The organism is Bacillus cereus group sp. BfR-BA-01441, assembly GCF_022663075.1.
Lineage (GTDB): Bacteria > Bacillota > Bacilli > Bacillales > Bacillaceae_G > Bacillus_A > Bacillus_A cereus.
This window is the reverse complement of sequence record NZ_JAKUEU010000040.1, coordinates 26485-48412: the sequence shown is the minus strand read 5'-3', so window position 1 is coordinate 48412 and position 21928 is coordinate 26485. Positions and strand designations below refer to the sequence as shown.

Below are 21928 nucleotides of genomic sequence, written 5' to 3'. Positions count from 1 at the left end.
GTTCATCCTGAGCCAGGATCAAACTCTCCAATAAAGTTAGTTTGTCTAGCATCTAAAATAAAAATTGACGTTTCACGTTGTTTGTTTCGTTCAGTTTTCAAAGAACTACTTCGTCGCTCAGAAGCGACTTTATCAATATAACATTTCGTTATATTTTCGTCAACAACTTTTTTCAATAAGTTGTTTTTCGTTTGTTTTGTTTGTTACCTTTCGTGGCAACGAATATAAATATACCAGTTTGATTATTAAAATGCAATAGTTTTTCTAATAAAATTTTTAACTTAGTAAAAAAGTATAAAAACAGCACATTTCTTCTATATAAATATAATTTCTCGCACTATCAAGACTTACTATACCCACGCAACTCATGCTCAAATAAAAAAAGCTTTGGAGAAATCTCCAAAGCTTAGTCTTGTTTATGGCGCATAGCAGGGAATAATAATACATCACGAATAGATGGTGCATTTGTTAATAACATAACTAGACGATCAATACCGATTCCTAATCCACCCGTAGGAGGCATACCGTACTCAAGAGCTTCAATATAATCGTCATCCATCATATGAGCTTCATCATTACCTTGTTCGCGCTCTTTTAATTGCGCTTCAAAACGTTCTTTTTGATCGATTGGATCATTTAACTCAGTGAATGCATTTGCATGTTCACGCGCAACGATAAATAATTCGAAACGATCTGTAAATCTTGGATCTTCATCATTCTTTTTCGCAAGCGGCGAGATTTCTACCGGATGACCGTAAATAAATGTTGGTTGGATTAATTTATCTTCTACTTTTTGTTCGAAGAATTCATTTATAATATGACCAACTTCCATTGTATCTTTAATTTCTACATTATGTTCTTTTGCAAGCTCACGTGCTTCTTCTACACTCATCGGATTCCAGAAATCAGCTCCAGAGTATTGCTTAATCGCATCTACCATATGAAGACGTGTCCATTCTGGTTCTAGATTAATTTCATAATCACCATACTGGATTGTTGTTGTACCCAGTACTTTTTTCGCGATATGAGCAACCATATCTTCTGTTAACTTCATAATATCTTTATAATCAGCGTATGCTTCATATAATTCAATCATTGTAAACTCAGGGTTATGACGAGTTGATACACCCTCATTACGGAATACACGGCCGATCTCATATACTTTTTCCAAACCACCCACAATAAGACGCTTTAAATGTAGCTCAATTGCGATACGCATATATAATTCCATATCTAACGCATTATGATGTGTAGTGAAAGGACGCGCAGAAGCTCCACCTGCAATTGCATGCATCATAGGTGTTTCCACTTCAAGATAACCGTTGTCATCTAGGTATCTTCTCATCTCACGAATGATTTTACTACGAGTAACGAACGTTTCACGACTTTCCATACTTGTAATTAAGTCTAAGTAACGTTGACGGTAGCGTTGTTCAACATCTTTTAATCCATGGTATTTATCTGGTAATGGACGAAGAGATTTCGTTAATAGCGTAAAGCCTGTTGCTTTTACTGAAAGTTCTCCAACGTTTGTTTTGAACACTTTACCTTCAATACCTACTAAATCACCTAAATCTGCTGTTTTAAATAATTCGTACTCGTCATCTCCAACAGCATCTTTACGAACATAAATTTGAACTTGTCCATGTAAATCTTGAACGTGTGCAAATCCAGCTTTCCCTTTTCCGCGTTTTGTCATAATACGACCAGCGATAGAAACAGCGATTTCCTTCTCCTCTAATTCTTCCTTAGAGAACTCTCCATATAGACTCACTAAATCAGTTGTTGAATTTGTGCGTTCAAATCTTTTACCGAACGGGTCAATTCCTTGTTCACGTAAATTATGTAGCTTTTCACGACGAACAATCAATTGGTCGTTTAATTCTTCGTGGTTCATGTTATCCATGATATTGATATCACTCCAGCTCTATTTAATTTTACAATATATACAGTATAGCATTTTCTACTCAACTAGAAAAACTGCCAGCAACTAACTGGCAGCTCTTCTTTCTTTCACGTAATTATAGGAAGTGTATAGAAGAATGTCAATCTCCTATGTCCATTATTAACCAACGTAAATTGTTTGTTGTTTCGCTTCCACTTCTTCTACAAATGTACCTAACACATTCGCAAGGTCTTCCCGTGTGTTACAAGCATTAATACCATTACGTACACTCGCATTACCACGAACACCTTTTAAATACCAAGCTGCATGTTTTCTCATCTCTCTTACAGCGACACTTTCGTTCTTTAAGTCAATAAGACGATCTAGATGTAACATACATACATCAATTTTCTCGCGCACTGTTGGTTCCGGCATTAATTCACCTGTCTCCAAATACTTTACCGTACGATAAATCATCCACGGATCTCCAAGAGCCGCACGACCAATCATAACACCATCTACACCAATTTCATCAAGCATACGCTTTGCATCTTGCGGCGTTGCGACATCACCATTTCCGATAACCGGGATATTTACAGATTGTTTTACTTGTTTAATAATATCCCAATCCGCTTTTCCTTCATACATTTGCACTCGTGTACGTCCGTGAACCGCCACAGCTTGGCCACCAGCACGCTCAACAGCCCTAGCATTTTCTATTGCGAAAATATGTTCTTCATCCCAACCGATACGCATTTTAACTGTAACCGGCTTTTCTACAGCATCTACAACCGCTGCTACCATTTCATATATTTTATTCGGATCTAAAAGCCACCTTGCCCCCGCATCACATTTAACGATTTTCGGCACTGGACAACCCATATTAATATCAATTATGTCTGCTGTCGTATATTTATCTACATATTTCGCAGCATCTACAAGAGTTTCTTTCTCTCCACCAAAAATTTGTAAACTTAATGGCTTTTCTCTCTCGTCGATATATAACATATCTAATGTTCTTTTATTATTAAGTAATATTGCCTTATCACTTACCATTTCAGCACAAACTAAGCCGGCACCAAATTCTTTTACTGTTAAACGGAATGCAGAGTTACACACTCCCGCCATCGGTGCTAGTACAACCGGATTTTTCATCTCGATATTTGCAATCTTTAACAATCAACCTACTCCTTCCTGTACAATCACTTTGGCATTAATTCCTCTATCGAAACATTTAATGCCTTAGCAACTTCTACTACAAAATCTTGAGAAGGCGATCTATTCCCTCTCTCAACCTCACCTAAAACAGATACAGATACCCCTAGTTCTTTAGCAAAACCTTCTTGTGTATAGCCTTTTAGCTTTCGAAAAGCACGAATGCGTCTTCCCCATTTTTCTGCTTCCATACCGTTACTCCCTCTCGCCTTTTCATTTCTTCTACTTGTGAACGTGAAATGTTTTGTTTTATGTCTTGATTAATCTCTAACAACGGAACGATAACAAAAGCTCTTTCAAACATCCGCGGATGCGGAACAATAAGATTCTCTGCTTCAATATTCTCTTGATTATAAAGTAAAATGTCAAGGTCGATAGTCCTCGGCCCCCACCTAATTTCCCTTTTTCTTCCTAGGTCATTTTCTACTTTTTGTGTTACTTTCAATAACTCTTGTGGTGATAAATTGGTAGAAATTTTTATAACTAAATTTAAAAAGCAACTTTGGTCAGTATAGCCAACTGGCTCAGTTTCATATACAGATGAAATATCATCAACCTGAATATAAGGATTTTTATTTAAAAACTGAATCGCTTCAGTTAGATACGTATAACGCTCTCCAATATTTGACCCTAATGCAATGTAAGCTATATTGTTCATGGACGTTCTCTCGTAATTTCTACTGCTACAGCACGATAATGACCCGGTATCGGTGGATCCGGCTTAATTACCTTAATTGTACAGCGTGAAATACTTTCATATTGTTTTAATATATCTGCAGCAATATTTTCAGCGATACTCTCCACAAGCTTATACTTTCTATCCTCAACAACTTTTCTACATAATTCGAAAAGCTCTCCATAATTGACCGAATGCTCTAAGTCATCACTTTCCCCTGCACGCTTTAAATCCAACTCCACCGTTAAGTCAACTTTAAATCTCTGACCTAATTTATTCTCCTCTGGGAACACACCATGATAACCATAAAACTCCATATCATGGATATAAATTTTATCCAATTACCTTACCCCCTTACCAATCATCGCATCCATCATTTTAGCCATACGCGCCATTTCTTTCACATCATGGACACGAACAAACTCACAGCCCTTTTCAATACCAAGACAAATGGTAGCTCCTGTTCCCTCAAGGCGTTCCTCCACTGGCAAATCTAATACGTGCCCAATAAAGGACTTTCTCGAAGTACCTAAGAGAACTGGATAACCTAGCACATTTAACTGTTCTAAATTACGCATCGCCTCTAAGTTCTGCTCAGGTGTTTTAGCAAAACCGATACCTGGATCTAAAATAATATTCTCATCTGGCACACCAGCATTTTTAGCAATTTTAATACTGTCATACAAATCAGCAATCATATCCGCCATTAAATTACGATAATTCATATTATCGCGGTTATGCATTAAAATGATGGGTACATCATAATGAGCTGCGACTTCAGCAATTTTTGGCTCCGCCTTCGCTCCCCAAATATCATTAATAATATGAGCACCAGCCTCAATTGCTTGCTTTGCAACTTCAGCTTTATATGTATCGATAGATATAGGCAATTTTACTTCTTTTGAAACTGCTTGAATCATCGGGACAACTCGCTTTATTTCTTCTTCTACTGATACTTTAGCAAAACCTGGGCGAGTAGATTCGCCACCAATATCAATAATATGAGCACCTTGACCTTGCATTTCTTTTGCGTGACGTACCGCAGCATCTACCTCGTTGTAACTCCCACCATCAGAAAACGAATCTGGTGTTACATTTAAAATCCCCATAATTAATGTTTTTTCATTTAAATTCAATGTATATTCGCCGCAGCGCAAATCATAATCCCACTTCAAACTACACATCTCCTCTTCGTAATTCATTTCTGCTCCATAATTTCTCTCTTTGCATTCCATAAAGGTACATTAAACTTTTTGTAACCACTCCTACTTTACCCGGGAAATCCTGCGCTTCTATACGATAAAGCGGAACAATTTCTTGAATGGAGTTTGTTACGAAGACTTCATCCGCTGAAAATAACTCATCTTTTGTAAAGAAACCTTCCTTTACTTCTATATTTAATTCTTCAGCACTCTTTATAATAAACGCACGAGTGATACCATTTAAAATCCCTGTCTCTAACGAAGGTGTATATAAAACATCACCTTTCACAAAGAATAGATTCGAAACAATGCCCTCTGCAACATAACCTGCTTCAGTGAGGAAAATACCTTCCTTACTCACAACATTTCCAATTTCACGCTTCCCTAAAATATTATTTAAATAGTGATGAGACTTCAGGCGAAATGTCCCTTCCGGTGTATTTCGCACTTGTTTTAGAATAACACCTTCTTTTTCCACTACATCCCCTGGAGCTGTTAAAGGTTTTATAAAAACAATAACAGAAGGCTCTTCATACATTTCCGTTTGTAATCCTATTTCATCTATACCCGCCGATACATTAAAACGTACATATGCATGCTTCAATTCATTCTTAGCGAGTAAATCTTTCAAAATAAGCATCACATCATTTTTTGTCATTGTCCATTTAATTTGCAATGTATCCAGCGCCTCTATTAAACGGTTATAATGATCATCCAATAAGAAAGGATGACCATTATAAATACGAAACGTTTCAAAAACTCCAAGACCATATAAATAACCATGATCATAAGGAGAAATTCTCGCTTCACTTGCTTCTACATACTGACCATTTACGTAAATTAACATAATGTCGCACTTGGACTGTATTTACGAATGAAATTCTGCAACAGCTCTTTCCCATGAGAAGTCATAATAGATTCTGGATGGAATTGCACACCCTCTATCGGTAATGTCTTATGACGAAGTGCCATAATTTCCCCTTCCTCTGTCCAAGATGTTACCTCTAAGCAATCGGGTAACGTCTCTTTCTTAACAATAAGGGAATGATAGCGCGTCGCAGTAAACGGATTAGGAATATCCGAAAAAATCGTCTTTCCATCATGATGCATAAGCGACGTTTTTCCATGCATTAATCGCTCTGCACGGACAACCTCTCCCCCAAACACTTGTGCAATAGATTGATGCCCTAGACAAACACCAAAAATCGGAGTCTTTCCAGCAAAGTATTTAATAGCTTCCATACTAATCCCAGCTTCATTAGGACTACATGGGCCTGGAGAAATCATTAGAAAATCTGGTTTCATATTCTCAATATCTGAAATGGTCACTTCATCGTTACGTTTAACAACGAGCTCTTGTCCAAGTTCTCCAAGAAACTGCACTAAATTAAATGTAAAAGAATCATAATTATCAATCATTAATATCATTTCTCTCACCTAACCGTTTCTTCGCTACGTTCTTTTGCACGCCATAAAGCAATCGCCTTTTTTAACGACTCTTTATATTCATTTTCCGGATTTGAATCAATTACAATTCCCGCCCCTGCTTGTACATGAGCTTTTCCATCTTTAGCAAGAAGTGTTCTAATTACAATATTCAATTCTGTATCTCCAGAATAACCAATCCAACCGATTGAACCTGTATAAATCCCTCTTCGAACAGGTTCTAATTCCTCAATAATTTCCATCGTACGTATTTTTGGGGCACCAGTAATTGTTCCCCCAGGGAATACAGCCTTCACTAAATCAAAAGCATCTTTATCTTCTTCCACCTCACCACGCACATTAGAAACAATATGCATAACATGTGAGTATTTCTCAATTACCATAAATTCATCTACTTCTACAGTGCCATATTTACAAACACGTCCTAAATCATTTCTTTCTAAATCCACAAGCATTACATGCTCTGCTCTTTCTTTTTCGTTCTCAATTAATTCTCTTGCTAATTCTTCATCCTCTTGCTCATCCGCACCTCTAGATCTCGTTCCAGCAATCGGTCTTGTACTTACTTCAGTTCCTTGTTTCTTAATTAACAACTCTGGCGATCCACTAACAATTTGAAAATCCCCAAGCTCCAGGTAACCCATATATGGAGATGGATTAATCTCACGAAGACTTGTATAAATTTCTAGCGGGTGTGTCTGTAACGTTCTTTCTTGTCTCGTCGACAAGTTTACTTGGAACACATCACCCGCCCCAATATATTCTTGAATACATTCAACTGCCTTCATAAAGCTGGCTTCAGTAAAAGCAACTGCTTCGCTTTTCTTTTCAGGACTTTCAAAGGGCACGGTCACTTCAGGCGCTTCTGTCATCCAAAGACTCTTCCACTCATTTAGCCGTTCTTTCGCCTCTTCATATTTATCTACATAATGCGTAATAACCCATAACACTTGTTCTTTTTGATCATAGACAAATACGTCATCAAATAACAAAAAGAAGATGTCAGGTATATTAATATCATCTTCCGCAAGAGAAGGCAGCTTTTCAATATAACGGATACAGTCATAACTGAAATAGCCAATTGCACCACCTTGAAAAGGCGGATACTCTGGGTTATAGTCCGTCTTCCATTGTTCCATATATTCTTGCATTAAATCTAACGGATTCCCTCGTTTTATTGTTTCCTTACCACTTTCACTTATATGTAACGTTTCATCCTTCCCTCGAATTACCGCTACTGGGTTCAGCCCTACAATGTTATAACGACCGCCACGGCCGCTTTCTAACAAAATATGTTGCGATTTACCCTGAGAAAGAAATTTATATTGCTTAAAGAAATCTAACTGATATGGAATAGAAAGCGCTAAAGATTTTCTTCGTTGCATATCAACACCCCGTCTTCTTTTATCCCACCCTCTTAGATAAACCAGCTCAAACTACATAAGTTATTTATATAGAGATTGATTATACTCGAAGGCTAGTGAAAATAATTTAATTATACTACCTCTTATTTTACATGAAGTTTTCTAGTCATTCACTCTTTTCCTATTTCCAATCCCAAAAGAAAAAGCACCCTTTTTCAAGGATGCTTTTTCAATCGCGTTTAATTAGGATTCAAATTGATAAAGTGGTGTACTTAAATAACGTTCACCGTTACTCGGGATAATAACAAGTACCTTTTTCCCTTTACCTAACTTTTTCGCAACCTCTGTTGCTGCATAAATAACTGCGCCTGAAGAGATACCAACTAAAATACCTTCCTCTTTAGCCACTCTTCTCGCATATTCAAATGCTTGCTCTGTTTTCACTTGAATAATTTCATCATATACTTCTACATCCAACGTCTCCGGAACAAATCCCGCCCCAATTCCTTGGATTTTATGTGGACCTGGCTTCCCACCAGATAATACTGGTGAATCTGCAGGTTCTACTGCATAAATTTTAATATCTTTATACGCTTCCTTCAGTACTTCACCAGCACCAGTAATCGTTCCACCTGTACCAATACCTGCAATAAACGCATCTAATTGGTCGCCCATTTGTTCAATAATTTCTGGACCTGTTGTTAAACGGTGAATTTCTGGATTCGATTGGTTTTTGAACTGTTGTGGTATAAAGTAGCCATGTTCTTTTGCTAATTCAGTCGCTTTACGAATTGCTCCACCCATTCCTTCAGGCCCTGGAGTCAATACTAATTCCGCACCGTAAGCACGTAATAAATTACGACGCTCAATACTCATTGTTTCTGGCATTACTAAGATTGCATTATATCCTTTAGCAGCCGCTACCATCGCTAAACCAATTCCTGTGTTACCACTTGTCGGCTCAATGATTGTATCGCCCTCTTTTAATAATCCCTTTTTTTCAGCATCTTCAATCATAGCTAATGCGATACGATCTTTAACACTACTCCCCGGATTCATAAATTCTAATTTTAAGTATATATCTGCGCTGTCTGATTCTACGATGCGGTTCAACTTAACGATCGGCGTTTTCCCGATTAATTCTGAAACTGATTGTGCCACTCGCATTCCTGTCACTCCTAACACCGAGTATTTTTATTGGTTTTATCTATATTTAGATTTTGTCAGAAAATTCCCTGTTTGTCAATTCATTTGGAGGATTGCTCCTCTTAATTCCCTTATTACAAATTCTCGATTAAATTTGTAATATCTTCTTTAGAGAACTTGTATCGTTCATTACAGAAATGACAGTGAACTTCTGTCTCTTCCTCTTCTTCACGAACTTGCTCTAACTCTGTTTTACCTAAACTAATTAATACACTCTCAATACGCTCGCGTGAGCATGTGCAATTAAATTGAACATCCATTGTTTCTAATACTTTTACTTTATCTTCTCCAAGAACTGCATATAGTAGCTCTTCCGGAGAAAGACCTTGTTCAATCAACGTTGATACAGGTGGAATCTTTTGTAAACGGTCTTCAATAAATGAAATCGTTTCATCTTGCGCACCCGGCATAATTTGAAGGATGAATCCACCTGCCGCTAATATGCTATCATCTCCATTTACAAGAACACCAACACCTACAGAAGAAGGCGTTTGTTCAGAAACTGCAAAATAATACGTAAAGTCTTCTCCTAATTCTCCTGAAACGATTGGAGATTGACCAATAAACGGCTCACGCATTCCAATATCTTTAATTACAGTTACAAACCCCTCTGTACCTACCGCTTGATATACACGTAACTTCCCTTGTTCTGTTCCTTCAAAATCAACATGCGGATTCGTTACATAACCACGTACATCTCCATTTGCATGAGCATCTACTAAGATAGGGCCAATTGGACCGTTACCTTCTACCTTAATCGTTAACTTTTGCTCGCCCTTTAACATTGCGCCCATCATTGTACCCGCAGTCAAAGAACGCCCTAGTGCCGCTGAAGCTGTTCTCCATGTATCATGACGTCTTTGCGCCTCACTTACTGTATTTGTTGTACGCACACTATACGCACGCACTTCTCCATCAAATGCTAACGCTTTTACTAAATAATCTTTCATACGTATTTATTCACCTTTCTCATGCTGTAAATTTGCATTACGTTCATATAACATATACAAACCTTTTAACGTTAAAAACGGATCTACAATATCAATTACATTCGATTCTTCGGAAATTAATTTTGCCAATCCACCTGTTGCAATAACTTTAGGTTCTTGTCTAGCTTCTTCTTTCATACGCTTAACAATACCTTCCACTTGTCCAACATAACCATAAAGAATACCAGATTGCATCGCACTTACTGTATTTTTCCCAACAACACTGCTTGGTTTTGTAATTTCGATACGAGGAAGTTTTGCTGCTCTGCTATATAAAGCCTCTGCTGAAATCATAATTCCTGGCGTAATAACTCCACCCATATAATGTTTTTCTTCGTTAATATAACAATATGTAGTAGCCGTACCAAAATCAACAATAATGAGCGGACTTCCATATAAGTGGATTCCTGCTACTGCATTTACAATTCGGTCTGCGCCTACTTCACGCGGATTTTCATATTTAATATTTAGTCCTGTTTTTATCCCAGGCCCTACTACAAGCGGTTTAATTTTAAAATATTTTTCACACATGCGCTCTAAAGCAAACATAATTGGTGGTACGACTGAAGACACAATAATACCTTTCACATCTTCAAACGAAAGACCCTCATGCTCAAGCAATTGCTTTACAAGCATTCCATATTCATCTTCTGTCTTATGACGATCTGTTTCCATGCGCCAATGCTGACGAAGTTCCCCCTCTTCAAACACACCTAGTACAGCATTTGTGTTCCCTACATCCAATACAAAAATCATATTCTCACCACTTATCTTATTTAATCTATATTTGTGCAGTATGTATAAAACTTATAAAAACATCATATCACACATACTTATATAATCAGCTTTCCTATCCTCATCATTTTACAAAAAGATTGCTCTCTATTTCAATTTTTAATACTAGTTTTACTTAAATTACTTTATCCACTAAGTTCTCAATAGTAATTAACAAAGATTTTAACAAACAAAAAAGGAGTGACGATAGTCACTCCTTCACTTCTTACTTATCTTCTTTATCTTCATCGTCTTTCTTCATGTTGATGTTTACTTTCACATCATCTGAAGATGTTGGACGTTCTGGCAATCTGCCGTAATCACATAAATGATTGATTTGCTCTGCATCTAACGTTTCTACTTCAAGTAACGTTTGTGCGATAATATCTAGTTTATCACGGTTTTCAGTAAGAATTTGTTTTGCACGAGCATAACATTCTTTCATAATTGATTGCATTTCCATATCGATTTCATGTGCAATCGCATCACTATAGTTTTGTTCTGAGTGGAAGTCTCTTCCTAAGAACACTTGACCACCTTGCGAGCTACCAAATTGCATCGGTCCAAGTTTGTCACTCATACCAAATTCCGTAACCATACGTCTTGCAATACCAGTCGCACGTTGGAAGTCATTATGAGCACCTGTACTCACTTCACCAAATACAATCTCCTCAGCTACTCGGCCACCAAGTAAACCAGTGATTTTATCAAGTAACTCTGGTTTCGTCATGAAGTAACGATCTTCTTTCGGAAGCATTACCGCATATCCACCAGCCTGACCACGAGGGACAATTGTTACTTTATGAACGACATCTGCTTCATCAAGAACAACACCAATTACAGTATGACCTGCTTCATGGAAAGCAACGATATTACGTTCTTTTTCAGAGATAACACGACTTTTCTTAGCTGGACCTGCAATAACACGATCCGTCGCTTCATCGATATCACTCATATCAATTTTCTTCTTATCTTGACGTGCAGCTACTAAAGCAGCTTCGTTTAATAAGTTTTCAAGATCCGCACCAGAGAATCCTGGTGTACGAGTCGCAATTGCTCTTAAATTAATATGCTCATCAAGTGGTTTATTACGCGCATGTACTTTCAGTACAGCTTCACGGCCATTTACATCTGGACGATCTACTGTAATTTGACGGTCAAAACGACCTGGACGTAATAACGCTGGGTCAAGAATGTCTGGACGGTTTGTCGCAGCAACGATAATAATACCTTCGTTTGCACCGAATCCATCCATTTCAACAAGTAATTGGTTCAATGTTTGCTCACGCTCATCATGACCACCACCAAGACCTGCGCCACGTTGACGACCTACTGCATCAATTTCATCAATGAAAATGATACAAGGAGCATTTTTCTTTGCATTTTCAAATAAATCACGTACACGTGATGCACCGACACCGACAAACATCTCTACGAAGTCAGAACCACTGATAGAGAAGAATGGAACGCCAGCCTCACCTGCAACAGCACGTGCTAATAAAGTTTTACCTGTACCTGGAGGTCCAACTAATAGGACACCCTTTGGAATACGAGCACCAACTTCAGAGAACTTACGAGGGTCTTTCAAGAATTCAACTACCTCAACAAGTTCTTGTTTCTCTTCATCCGCACCAGCAACATCTCTGAAACGAACTTTTTTCTTTTCATCATTATATAACTTCGCCTTACTTTTCCCGAAGTTCATAACACGGCTACCGCCGCCTTGAGCTTGGTTTAATAAGAAGAAGAATAAAATGAAGATGATGACAAATGGAATGATTGAAGTAAAGAATGTTACCCAAGCACTTGTTTCTTCTGCTGGTTGATACTTAACTTCGGCACCTTTCGCTTTATCATTAATTTTCTTTTGTAATTCCTCAGTATTTGGTGCATAAGTAACAAATTGTTCTCCTTGGCTAGAGTTATTAAATTGTCCTTTTACCTCAAATACACCATTTTTCGGTTGAAGTTGCACATTACGCACTTCACCGCTTTCTAGTTTAGTAATGAATTTGTCGTAGCTAACTGATGTCGTTTTTTGTGTCGAACCATTAAAATAGCTCACGATTCCAATTACTACTAAGAATATCAGTAAATAAAAGATGGTATTACGGAAGATACGATTCATTCCTAACCTCCTCTCACGGCATAAACACTATAGTAAATCGTAACATAGAAAAACTTTCCTATACAATTGTGAAGCCTATATTTAATTAATTTGAGTAAACGCTTGGTTTTAATACGCCTACATAAGGAAGATTACGGTATTGCTCTTTATAATCTAATCCATATCCTACTACAAATTCATGTGGAACAGTAAATCCAACATAATCCGCTTTCAGATCAACCTTACGGCCTGTTGGCTTATCTAATAATGTAACAATTTTTACAGACTTCGCTTTACGATATTTGAATAAGTCTACTAAGTAGCTTAGTGTAAGACCACTATCAATAATATCTTCGACGATTAAAATATCGCGACCTTCTACAGAAGTATCAAGATCTTTTAAAATTTTCACTTCGCCTGTTGAAACTGTAGAGTGACCGTAACTAGATACAGCCATAAAATCCATTTCAAGATATGTATCTGTTCTCTTTAATAAATCTGCCATGAATGGCATTGCGCCTTTTAATACACCAATTGCAAGAGGTACTGTGTTTTTATAATCCTCTGCAATAATTGCACCTAGTTCGCGCACCTTTTCTTGTATTTGCTCTTCAGAAATTAATACTTTTTCGATATCTTGATTCATCATTTCATTATCCTCCCGGAAGACTCCTTGCTTTTGTAGTGAATAATCATATATTTATCCTTCTTTGCCATCTCTTTCGAAATTGCAAATGCAGATCGTTTCAACAAGGGTACCCAAATAATAGTCCCACTTGCATCACAAACGACCGGCCATTCTTCTCTTTTTTCTTTCGGTACTTTCGCTTCGATAAAAATAGCTTTTATCTTTTTCGTGCCATTCATACCTTGTATTGACATGCGATCTCCATTTTCTCTAGAACGAATACGAAGTGGATATGATATATCATTATACTTAGCAACAAATACTGTTTCATTCATGTTACTTGGTATATCTTCGCTCACCTCTGTTACAAATTCATCCCCGTTCAATAGCGTAATGGTCCCGGGTACTAATAAATCTTGTGAAAAAGGAGAGACAATTTCTTGTTTAAATCTAAAGCTACACTCCTCGTATGAACGAACAATTTTCAAATCACCCGGAAAATCAAGTGAACCTGAAGGTTGTGTCCGCTTAAAAAACTCAATCAACTTGTCAATATGTATAGAAGAAAGAGAAGATGGAATCTTATATTCATAAAGATAGTTTAATATTAGTTGAATCCCTCTTCTTTGTAAAGGCATAGACATGGATTCAAAGGCAGGAATTGATAAGCTAATTTGTTTATCACTTTTTTTTGTAATTACTTTATTCATTTTCTCAAAAGCTAATTCCTGCAAATAAGCCTCATCCTCTTGCATCTGCACGCTAAATTTTTGGAATTTCTCATGCATTTGTGGATTTTCTTCTTTCAAATGAGGAAGGACATATTTACGTAATCGATTCCTTGTATATACTTCCTTTTTATTACTCGGATCTATACGTGGCATTAAATTTAGCTTATTACAGTAATCAACAATTTCTTCCTTCGTTACGCCAAGTAACGGCCTAATTAAATATCCATTATGAAAAGGACGCTTCACTGCAATTCCTGCATATCCTTTCGGAGTACTCCCTCTTACAAGACGCATTAAAATTGTCTCGACTTGATCATCTCCATGATGTCCAAGAGCAACATATCTCGCATCATATTTCTTCATTATTCTTTCCAAAAATGCATATCTGCATTCTCTCGCAGCAACCTGTGCATTCATTCCGTATTGCTGTTGATATTGTGATACATTAATCCTTATCGTTTCACAAATAATTCCCAGTTCTTCACAAAGGCCCTGCACAAACTGTAAATCCTCATAAGATTCATCACCTCTAAACATATGATCCACATGAGCAACTACAATTTCCAACTGTTTTTCCGCTCTTTTTTCTAATAAATAATATAAAAGCGCTAACGAGTCAGGACCACCAGAAACTCCCACAACAATTGTTGAATCATTCTTTAATACATCATGCTGCTTTACAAAGTCATCTACTTTTTCAACAAATGTATCTTTCAACTTCGCAATCACCTTTCATTAAACAAGAACAGCAACCTTAGTCACCTTGTCTACAATGGTACAACTTTTACAAACATTGTGCAAAAAAAAGATATACAAAAATTACATTTTTATCTTACATCCTCCGTGTATATTCACAAAATTAATAACATTACCTTTTCCCACAAAAAAACCTAGGTATTCACCTAGGTTTTTAAAATCAAATTATAGATAAACATTCCACTTACATTTTACTGCGCTTGCATTCCTACAATCGGAATCGTAGCCCACTTCGGCATATTTTTCTTCACTTTTGCCACTACAATAGTCATATCATCATTTATATAACCATCACAAGAGCGAATCACTTCTTCCATAATGATATCAGCAATTTCTTGCGGGTCTTCGGTTTGCAATTCTTTAATTTTTCGTTTCATCCACAATTCATGATTCTCCACATGCTGTGCTCCTTCAAAAATCCCATCACTCATCATAATAAGAATATCGCCCGTTTTTAATTGTTCACCCACCACATCAACTTCAACATCTTCGATGATTCCCATCGGCAAATTACTTGCTTCAATTTTCAAAATATTATTTGCGCGTTTAACAAAACTCGGCGTTGATCCAATCTTTAAAAACCTTGCACTCGCATCCCGCAAATCTACCATAGCTAAATCTAATGTCGTAAACATTTCTTCTGTCGTTCTCAAAGAAAGAATTGAATTGATAGACTTAATTGCTATTTCTTCATCAATGCCTGATTGGAGTATTTTTTGTAATAATTTCACCGTTTCCTTACTTTCCATATGAGCTCTTTGCCCATTACCCATACCATCACTAATCGCAAGTGCATATTTACCAACACTTAAATCCATCATCGCATAAGAGTCACCCGAAACAAATCCACCGCCTTTTGCAGCTGTAGCCAATCCTGTATCAAGAGAATACGTCTTCGCCGAACCAAATGATATTAAACTATGGCCATTTGGATAAGAAGACTTTTCTTCATGTTTAACGACAATATTTTCTTTAAGGATATCTGAAAGCATCGGTGCAACTAACTTTTCACACTCACCATGTTCATTAGATGCAACTGGAATTAACATTTCAATATCAATACTTCCTCTATCTAAACAATAAATATCAACATGCTCTACTTCGACACCAAAATCTCGGAACGCTTGCATAATCTGTTCTTCCTGCACTTGATGATTTTCACGCTCTCGTTGTATCTCCTTAGCAAAATCCTCCATAACCTTTGATACACCTAATAGTTGCTCCGCTACTATTCTACGATTTTCCTTCATTTGTTTTCGTAATTTTTGTCCCTCATAGAAGTGATCTAATTCACCGGCTACTAAATCCGTCACTTTTTTCCCTCTCACACAATGCTTGTCCCACTCACGAACTAATTTACGATTATGTTGCAGGGTTCCTTCTTCCGTTTCATTCATTATTTGTTTCATATAATCGTACGTTTTATCAAAATTCACTACCCAGCATTGATCCTTTTTAAAGCATGTTTGACATGTTTTCGCAGTAATTGTACTCAAAAACAAATCTGCTTCTGTCTCTTTATCTTCTTCCTCTACATACCCATATACAGAAAAGCTATTAGATAAAGCAGCAAATACATTTGCAAATTGGTTGATTTTATTTGCTGTAACATCACGCATCCTTCTTAAATATTGTTGTTGATCTTGCGAATGCTCTTGTGTACCTGGCATAAATTTAGCAATACGATCCAAAACAAGCTTCGGTGTTAATAAGAAGATAACAATCGCTACACCTGACTCAATTAAAGTTGTTACAATATTTGTCTGTTTGTCTACATATAATGTAATTAAGCTTGTCCCAATTAATAAACCTAAACTAACACCTAAACGCTTTCCTTCTTTTAACAATCCACCAAGCAATCCAGAAAAAGCAAGAAGGCTAAGCTGAGACAAGCTAGACACATTTGCTAAACTTAATATTAGTCCTGTTACAACCCCCACTGTAGACCCTGTGGCAGCACCCGCAATAAATGCAAATACTAGCACTAAATACCTTGTAAAAATATGTTGAATAGAAGCATCATATACAAACCAATCTGTTGTACCCGTTAAAACAGATGCTAGTAATATAATCAAACAAACAATTTCTTCCGTCTCTAATGCCTGTTGTTTTCCTTTCCTTTCCACTAAAAGTGGGACACTTTGTAAAAATATCATAGTTAATACAAAACTAAGCCCAGCCTCAATGGTACTAACGAGTAAATCGTACATGGTGACAGTTTGTTGTGCAAAATATACAACAACTAAGTGTGCGGTTAATGCGGAGATAAATACTTGAAATGGAACAAGTCCAACAGTTTTACGTGTAAATCGACTAAAGAAGATATTATAAATGAAGAAGGTAAAGATAGATGCAAAGGTAAAAAACAAATTATCTATCGATACTGAAAGAGCTCCTCCCATTAGAGCTAAAAATGCTAGCGGCATCTTATCCCGCTTCATAACATAAACAGCAGCAAAAAATGGCAGTGCAAACGGTAAAATATTTGTTAATATATATGCTCGTCCCAAAAGAAAACCAATAACAACAATAATAAATCCCCATCTAAAGAAAACTTGCTCAAATTTCATTCGCAACTTACTCGTCCACTTTATTCCATCAAGCTGACTCTCATTCATTGCCAATGCACTTGTATTCATAGTATTCCTTCCTGCTTTAGGCATATTTTTAACACCACCTGCATAGTTTAATTACTGTCATTATAAAAGATGATTGTTGGTTTTTTTGTCAAAACAACAGTTTTCACTTTTATAATCGTTCGACTTTTTATTCGAAATAACTCTACAGATATACAGGGTATGTAAGTTATTTTCGAGATTTTAATTAAACATTCAGAAAATATAGGGTGATTTTGTAGAAGTGTTGTATATCTTAATTTATTTAACAAAAAAAGATCATGCAAATTTGCATGATCTTTTTAGATGACCCGTACGGGATTCGAACCCGTGTTACCGCCGTGAAAGGGCGGTGTCTTAACCACTTGACCAACGGGCCGTTAAATTAAATATAGCGGCGGAGGGGATCGAACCCCCGACCTCACGGGTATGAACCGTACGCTCTAGCCAGCTGAGCTACACCGCCATGTCGTCTTATTTAACGGACAATTAGTATCTTACATCAGATACTAATTAAAGTCAACACATCTCAAAAACTTTTTTGAAAATATTTTTTACATATAAAAAAGCACCCTGAGACATTACTCTGGGTACCTCTCTATATGTTAAAAACTAAACGTCCTTATTATCCGCGACGCGCGCCACGGCCACCACGTTTAGACTCTGTGTTACGCTTTAAAGAAGTTAAACGATCTTCGCTATCTTTTAAGAAGCGTGCCATCTTTTGCTCAAATGTTTCTTTCGGAGCTCGGTCGTTACCGCCACCGCGATTATCTCTGTTGAAAGAGCGATTATTACGTTGTGGACGTCCAGAACGTTGTTGATCACCACCGCGTTGGTATTCACCACGTGGACGATCTCCTTCTGTTTTTTCACGTTCTTTCGCTTTTTTGATAGATAAACCAATCTTTCCATCTTTTTCAACATTAATAACTTTTACTTCTACTTGGTCGCCCACTTTTAAGTGATCGTTAATATCTTTTACATAGTTATCAGCAACTTCACTAATATGAACAAGACCCGTTAAGCCCTCTGGCAGCTCCACAAAAGCCCCAAAATTTGTAATACCTGTTACTTTACCCTGTAACTTGCTGCCTACCTCGATTGACATAAAAAAAATGCTCCTCCTTAGTGGTTAAAAAGTCAAATTTTACTTTATTATATATAATCCTAAAATATAGTGTCAATAAGACATACTCTACTTAGAAACAGGAAAAATTATCTCCCCTTTACCAGAGAAGAAATAATCCCTTCTAGCAATCTTTAATACGTACTCTTCATCATTTAACTTTTGAACTTCGTCTTTTAGACTTTTTTCTTTATTCGTTAATGAATCCAGTTCTTTTTTCATGTCCTTAACTTTTGCTTCTTTTGCTTTAATGGAACTGTTTTGTTGATAAAACGTTACACTAATACTCGCAATAATTGTAAAAGTAAAGACAAGAAAAACCGCTAAACGGCGATAAAGTCGCTTCCTGTTCTCATCCGTTTGTATTATATGCTCTTTAACAGGATTTGGACTCTGTTTTTCGATTGTTCTTTGTCTCAGTTCCCTCATTTCCGAGGTCCCCCTAACTTCTTTTTTATATGCTCCCATAGTTGGAAGATATGTCCCTTCAATTTTGCTATATATTGCAGGAACCCTATATGTTTCACTATAAAAAGTTTAACACGATTAGGGAGAAGTTTCCATATGAGCGAAGCAATAAATCGAACAGGCCAGAAAAAAACTTTCCATATGAAAAGTAATATCCAAATCACCATTTTCCATAACACATGTCCAATTGAAAGCAGTATACGAAATAAGAATAATATAAATGCAATAAATAGCTGCGCTATAATAATAACAGGTTTTATCATGAGTAGCTGTATAATTCGAACAAAAAAATATGTTGTTTGCATAAAAATATAGATGAGAAAATTTAACAGCTTCATGTATAGTGCCTTCAATAAGCTTTGATATGCCGCAAAACCACATAATAATGCCAAAAACACATATATACGTAGCTCAGCTTCATTTACGAGAAGCAATACATAAAAGACGAATAATGCTTGGACAATCCAAAATAATATATCATGTATAAATACAAGCCAACGTTTACGTTCTTGGCGCTTTAAAAAACGTTGATATGTATCTAAAGACGCTCCAATCCAAGCACCCATTCCAATCATTGAAAGCATTGTATACAACTGAATTGTTAAGCTCATTTAAACAACTTACTAAAGAAACCTTTAGTTTTTTCCCCTTGATTTTCATCAATATACAGCATCTCATTAACTTTCCCTTTAATCGACACAATACCTTTTTCCACATCTAAATTTTTCATTTGTAAATTTTGACCACGAATCGTTAAAAAACCCATTACGGTCTCTAGTAAAAACTCTTCGCTATCAAAACTCTCTACCTGCTTCACACCGGTAATATCAATTATACGCCTGCCACGCATAATAATGTCATGCTCTACAGAAACATTTTGTTGATTAGAAGACGTAGGTGAGTAACCATTATTCACGTAAATCCCCCCATAGGTTTTTACTAGCTAATAGTAATGTATGAGGGGATACATGATTTTAGAACAAGCCTTCTTCCGCTTTTACTTTTTCTTCACGAACTAAGCTATACATATTTGCTGCATCTTCTTTTTTAGTTGTTTCTTTTAATTCATTTATTTTCACAGTCACTATTTTTTGACCAAAACGAATTGTTAATTCATCAGCTACTTTCACATCAGAACTCGCTTTTGCCACTTGACCATTAATAGATATTCTTCCTTGATCAGCTACTTCTTTCGCTAATGTTCTTCTTTTAATTAAACGTGATACTTTTAAAAACTTATCTAGACGCATATCAAATCCCCCTATTAACGCTCTGTTTGTTTCGCTTCTTCCCATAAAACATCTAACTGTTCTAATGATAAATCTTTCATCTCTTTATTCATTTCAGCTACTTTTGCCTCCATGTATAAAAAACGACCAGTAAATTTCTCATTAGTTGAACGTAACGCCTCTTCTGGATCTATTTTGTAATGACGAGCTATATTAACAAATGCAAATAGTAAATCACCAAACTCACCCAGCATCTTTTCCTCATCCATATTTGTAACCTCTTGTTGGAACTCTTGCCATTCTTCCAAAGCTTTCTCTATCATCGGTTGCACATCAACCCAATCAAATCCAACCTTACCAGCTTTCTTCTGAATTTCATAGGCGCGTAGTAACTGCGGCAAACTTTTTGGAACGCCATTTAAAACAGATTCTTTCACGAATCCTTTTTCTTGTTTTTTAATTTCTTCCCAATTTGCAATCACTTCATCAGCGCTGTTTACATCCGTATTTCCAAACACATGCGGATGACGACGAACCATTTTCTCAGATAGAGTTCGAATGATATCATCTATAGAGAACCAACCTTCATCTTCTCCGATTTGAGCATGAAGCATAACTTGTAATAATATATCACCTAATTCTTCTACTAAGTGATCATCATCCTCTTCATCGATTGCTTCCAACACTTCATAAGCTTCCTCAATTAAATATTTCTTTAATGATTGATGTGTTTGCTTTTTATCCCACGGACAACCATTTGGACCACGAAGTTCCGCAATAATTTCTCTAAGAACATCAAACTGTTGATACAAGGACGCACGCTCCTGAACTGGCGGCACGTACACACTCGTTAAATTATTCAATTCCGTTTCATGATCTAACATGTACAACGGTACCTTCTTTACTTGTTCAAATGAAGTTCCTGCAGCTGTTACGATATACACTTCATAATCATCTGGTAACATCTCCATTAATGTTAATTTCACATCAGATGCAACGAATGCATCATATACTTGGCAAAAGATTAAATGTTGACGCAGTTCTAATTGCCCTCTTTCAAATGATGTAGCATCAAGTAATTGGAATCCTTCAATCGGATCAATCTTTAGACTTGCAAACATAGGATCAAGGAAACTTTGTCCACCCTCAATTCGCACTTCAACATTTGAAACTTCTCCTTTTTCTAACAGTAGCTGAACTGTTCTTTCTGCTACAAGTGGATGCCCGGGAACAGCATAGATAATTTCTGTACCTTCAGCTTGTTCTAGCAATTTATTCGCAATTGTTTCATATACAATTTCAAACGTATCATGCGCTTCATATACAGCATCAAAAGACGTATATTGTACGCCTTCTTTCTCCAATTCTTCTATAACTGGATGTTCCTTCGTTCTAACAAACAGATGGTCTGCTTCTTTTATTTTTCGATATACACCCATCGTTAGCTGATCTAATTCACCAGCTCCTAAACCTAAAATAGTAATGATTCCACTCACAACCAGTCACCT

The 21928-nt window shown here is 36.6% G+C and carries 22 protein-coding genes and 2 tRNA genes; all 24 read right to left on the bottom strand.

The features are described from left to right. Positions 1 to 406: 406 nt before the first annotated feature. Complete coding sequence (gene lysS, locus MR107_RS17520) at positions 407 to 1906, bottom strand: lysine--tRNA ligase (protein WP_000369668.1); 1500 nt, start codon at positions 1904 to 1906, stop codon at positions 407 to 409. 159 nt (positions 1907 to 2065) lie between these two features. Further along, positions 2066 to 3064: a tRNA dihydrouridine synthase DusB gene (dusB, locus tag MR107_RS17515; RefSeq protein WP_000912251.1), complete on the bottom strand. Its 999-nt coding sequence runs from the start codon at positions 3062 to 3064 to the stop codon at positions 2066 to 2068. Between the two features lie 23 nt (positions 3065 to 3087). Continuing rightward, positions 3088 to 3291 carry a helix-turn-helix domain-containing protein gene (locus tag MR107_RS17510; RefSeq protein WP_000387031.1) on the bottom strand — a complete coding sequence of 68 codons (204 nt, stop codon included), beginning with the start codon at positions 3289 to 3291 and terminating at the stop codon, positions 3088 to 3090. Further along, positions 3243 to 3758 (bottom strand): 2-amino-4-hydroxy-6-hydroxymethyldihydropteridine diphosphokinase, encoded by a 516-nt coding sequence (gene folK / locus MR107_RS17505; protein WP_001059450.1) that lies wholly within the window; start codon positions 3756 to 3758, stop codon positions 3243 to 3245. Before folK ends, MR107_RS17510 begins: the two co-directional genes overlap by 49 nt. Further along, positions 3755 to 4117, bottom strand: coding sequence for a dihydroneopterin aldolase (folB, locus tag MR107_RS17500; protein ID WP_000358062.1), 363 nt, complete (start codon positions 4115 to 4117; stop codon positions 3755 to 3757). Before folB ends, folK begins: the two co-directional genes overlap by 4 nt. Then, entirely contained in the window at positions 4118 to 4978 is an 861-nt protein-coding gene (gene folP, locus MR107_RS17495; RefSeq protein WP_140158308.1) for a dihydropteroate synthase, read from the bottom strand. It abuts the gene before it with no gap. Next, positions 4953 to 5825 carry an aminodeoxychorismate lyase gene (pabC, locus tag MR107_RS17490; protein ID WP_086404255.1) on the bottom strand — a complete coding sequence of 291 codons (873 nt, stop codon included), beginning with the start codon at positions 5823 to 5825 and terminating at the stop codon, positions 4953 to 4955. The genes folP and pabC overlap by 26 nt, the downstream gene beginning before the upstream one ends. After that, the gene (gene pabA / locus MR107_RS17485; RefSeq protein WP_000602290.1) at positions 5819 to 6406 is read right to left on the bottom strand and encodes an aminodeoxychorismate/anthranilate synthase component II; all 588 of its coding nucleotides are present in this window, start codon (positions 6404 to 6406) and stop codon (positions 5819 to 5821) included. The genes pabC and pabA overlap by 7 nt, the downstream gene beginning before the upstream one ends. A 5-nt stretch (positions 6407 to 6411) precedes the next feature. Continuing rightward, the gene (pabB, locus tag MR107_RS17480) at positions 6412 to 7809 is read right to left on the bottom strand and encodes an aminodeoxychorismate synthase component I (protein ID WP_001189720.1); all 1398 of its coding nucleotides are present in this window, start codon (positions 7807 to 7809) and stop codon (positions 6412 to 6414) included. A 222-nt stretch (positions 7810 to 8031) separates the two neighbouring features. After that, complete coding sequence (gene cysK / locus MR107_RS17475) at positions 8032 to 8955, bottom strand: cysteine synthase A (RefSeq protein ID WP_001261712.1); 924 nt, start codon at positions 8953 to 8955, stop codon at positions 8032 to 8034. Positions 8956 to 9068: 113 nt separating this feature from the next. Further along, positions 9069 to 9944 (bottom strand): redox-regulated molecular chaperone HslO, encoded by an 876-nt coding sequence (gene hslO / locus MR107_RS17470; protein WP_000656372.1) that lies wholly within the window; start codon positions 9942 to 9944, stop codon positions 9069 to 9071. A gap of 6 nt (positions 9945 to 9950) precedes the next feature. Further along, the gene (locus MR107_RS17465; protein WP_000578368.1) at positions 9951 to 10739 is read right to left on the bottom strand and encodes a type III pantothenate kinase; all 789 of its coding nucleotides are present in this window, start codon (positions 10737 to 10739) and stop codon (positions 9951 to 9953) included. Between the two features lie 244 nt (positions 10740 to 10983). After that, a complete protein-coding gene (ftsH, locus tag MR107_RS17460) occupies positions 10984 to 12885 on the bottom strand; it encodes an ATP-dependent zinc metalloprotease FtsH (RefSeq protein WP_001079674.1) in 1902 nt (633 codons plus the stop codon). Between the two features lie 85 nt (positions 12886 to 12970). Further along, positions 12971 to 13513, bottom strand: coding sequence for a hypoxanthine phosphoribosyltransferase (gene hpt / locus MR107_RS17455; RefSeq protein WP_000981842.1), 543 nt, complete (start codon positions 13511 to 13513; stop codon positions 12971 to 12973). Beyond that, positions 13510 to 14940 carry a tRNA lysidine(34) synthetase TilS gene (gene tilS, locus MR107_RS17450; protein ID WP_000655463.1) on the bottom strand — a complete coding sequence of 477 codons (1431 nt, stop codon included), beginning with the start codon at positions 14938 to 14940 and terminating at the stop codon, positions 13510 to 13512. The genes hpt and tilS overlap by 4 nt, the downstream gene beginning before the upstream one ends. A gap of 230 nt (positions 14941 to 15170) precedes the next feature. Then, positions 15171 to 17642, bottom strand: coding sequence for a stage II sporulation protein E (spoIIE, locus tag MR107_RS17445; RefSeq protein WP_001123541.1), 2472 nt, complete (start codon positions 17640 to 17642; stop codon positions 15171 to 15173). Positions 17643 to 17901: 259 nt separating this feature from the next. Then, positions 17902 to 17973 (bottom strand) — tRNA-Glu (locus tag MR107_RS17440). A gap of 13 nt (positions 17974 to 17986) precedes the next feature. Then, positions 17987 to 18060 (bottom strand) — tRNA-Met (locus MR107_RS17435). Positions 18061 to 18219: 159 nt separating this feature from the next. Next, positions 18220 to 18705 carry a S1 domain-containing RNA-binding protein gene (locus MR107_RS17430; RefSeq protein WP_000021451.1) on the bottom strand — a complete coding sequence of 162 codons (486 nt, stop codon included), beginning with the start codon at positions 18703 to 18705 and terminating at the stop codon, positions 18220 to 18222. Positions 18706 to 18792: 87 nt separating this feature from the next. Next, positions 18793 to 19152 (bottom strand): cell division protein DivIC, encoded by a 360-nt coding sequence (divIC, locus tag MR107_RS17425; protein WP_001208739.1) that lies wholly within the window; start codon positions 19150 to 19152, stop codon positions 18793 to 18795. Then, positions 19149 to 19802: a spore cortex biosynthesis protein YabQ gene (yabQ, locus tag MR107_RS17420; protein ID WP_000059772.1), complete on the bottom strand. Its 654-nt coding sequence runs from the start codon at positions 19800 to 19802 to the stop codon at positions 19149 to 19151. Before yabQ ends, divIC begins: the two co-directional genes overlap by 4 nt. Continuing rightward, the gene (gene yabP / locus MR107_RS17415; RefSeq protein WP_001059104.1) at positions 19799 to 20107 is read right to left on the bottom strand and encodes a sporulation protein YabP; all 309 of its coding nucleotides are present in this window, start codon (positions 20105 to 20107) and stop codon (positions 19799 to 19801) included. The genes yabQ and yabP overlap by 4 nt, the downstream gene beginning before the upstream one ends. A gap of 58 nt (positions 20108 to 20165) precedes the next feature. Next, positions 20166 to 20441: an RNA-binding S4 domain-containing protein gene (locus tag MR107_RS17410; RefSeq protein WP_001234876.1), complete on the bottom strand. Its 276-nt coding sequence runs from the start codon at positions 20439 to 20441 to the stop codon at positions 20166 to 20168. A gap of 14 nt (positions 20442 to 20455) precedes the next feature. Continuing rightward, positions 20456 to 21916, bottom strand: coding sequence for a bifunctional methyltransferase/pyrophosphohydrolase YabN (gene yabN / locus MR107_RS17405; protein ID WP_000014239.1), 1461 nt, complete (start codon positions 21914 to 21916; stop codon positions 20456 to 20458). Between the last annotated feature and the right edge of the window lie 12 nt (positions 21917 to 21928).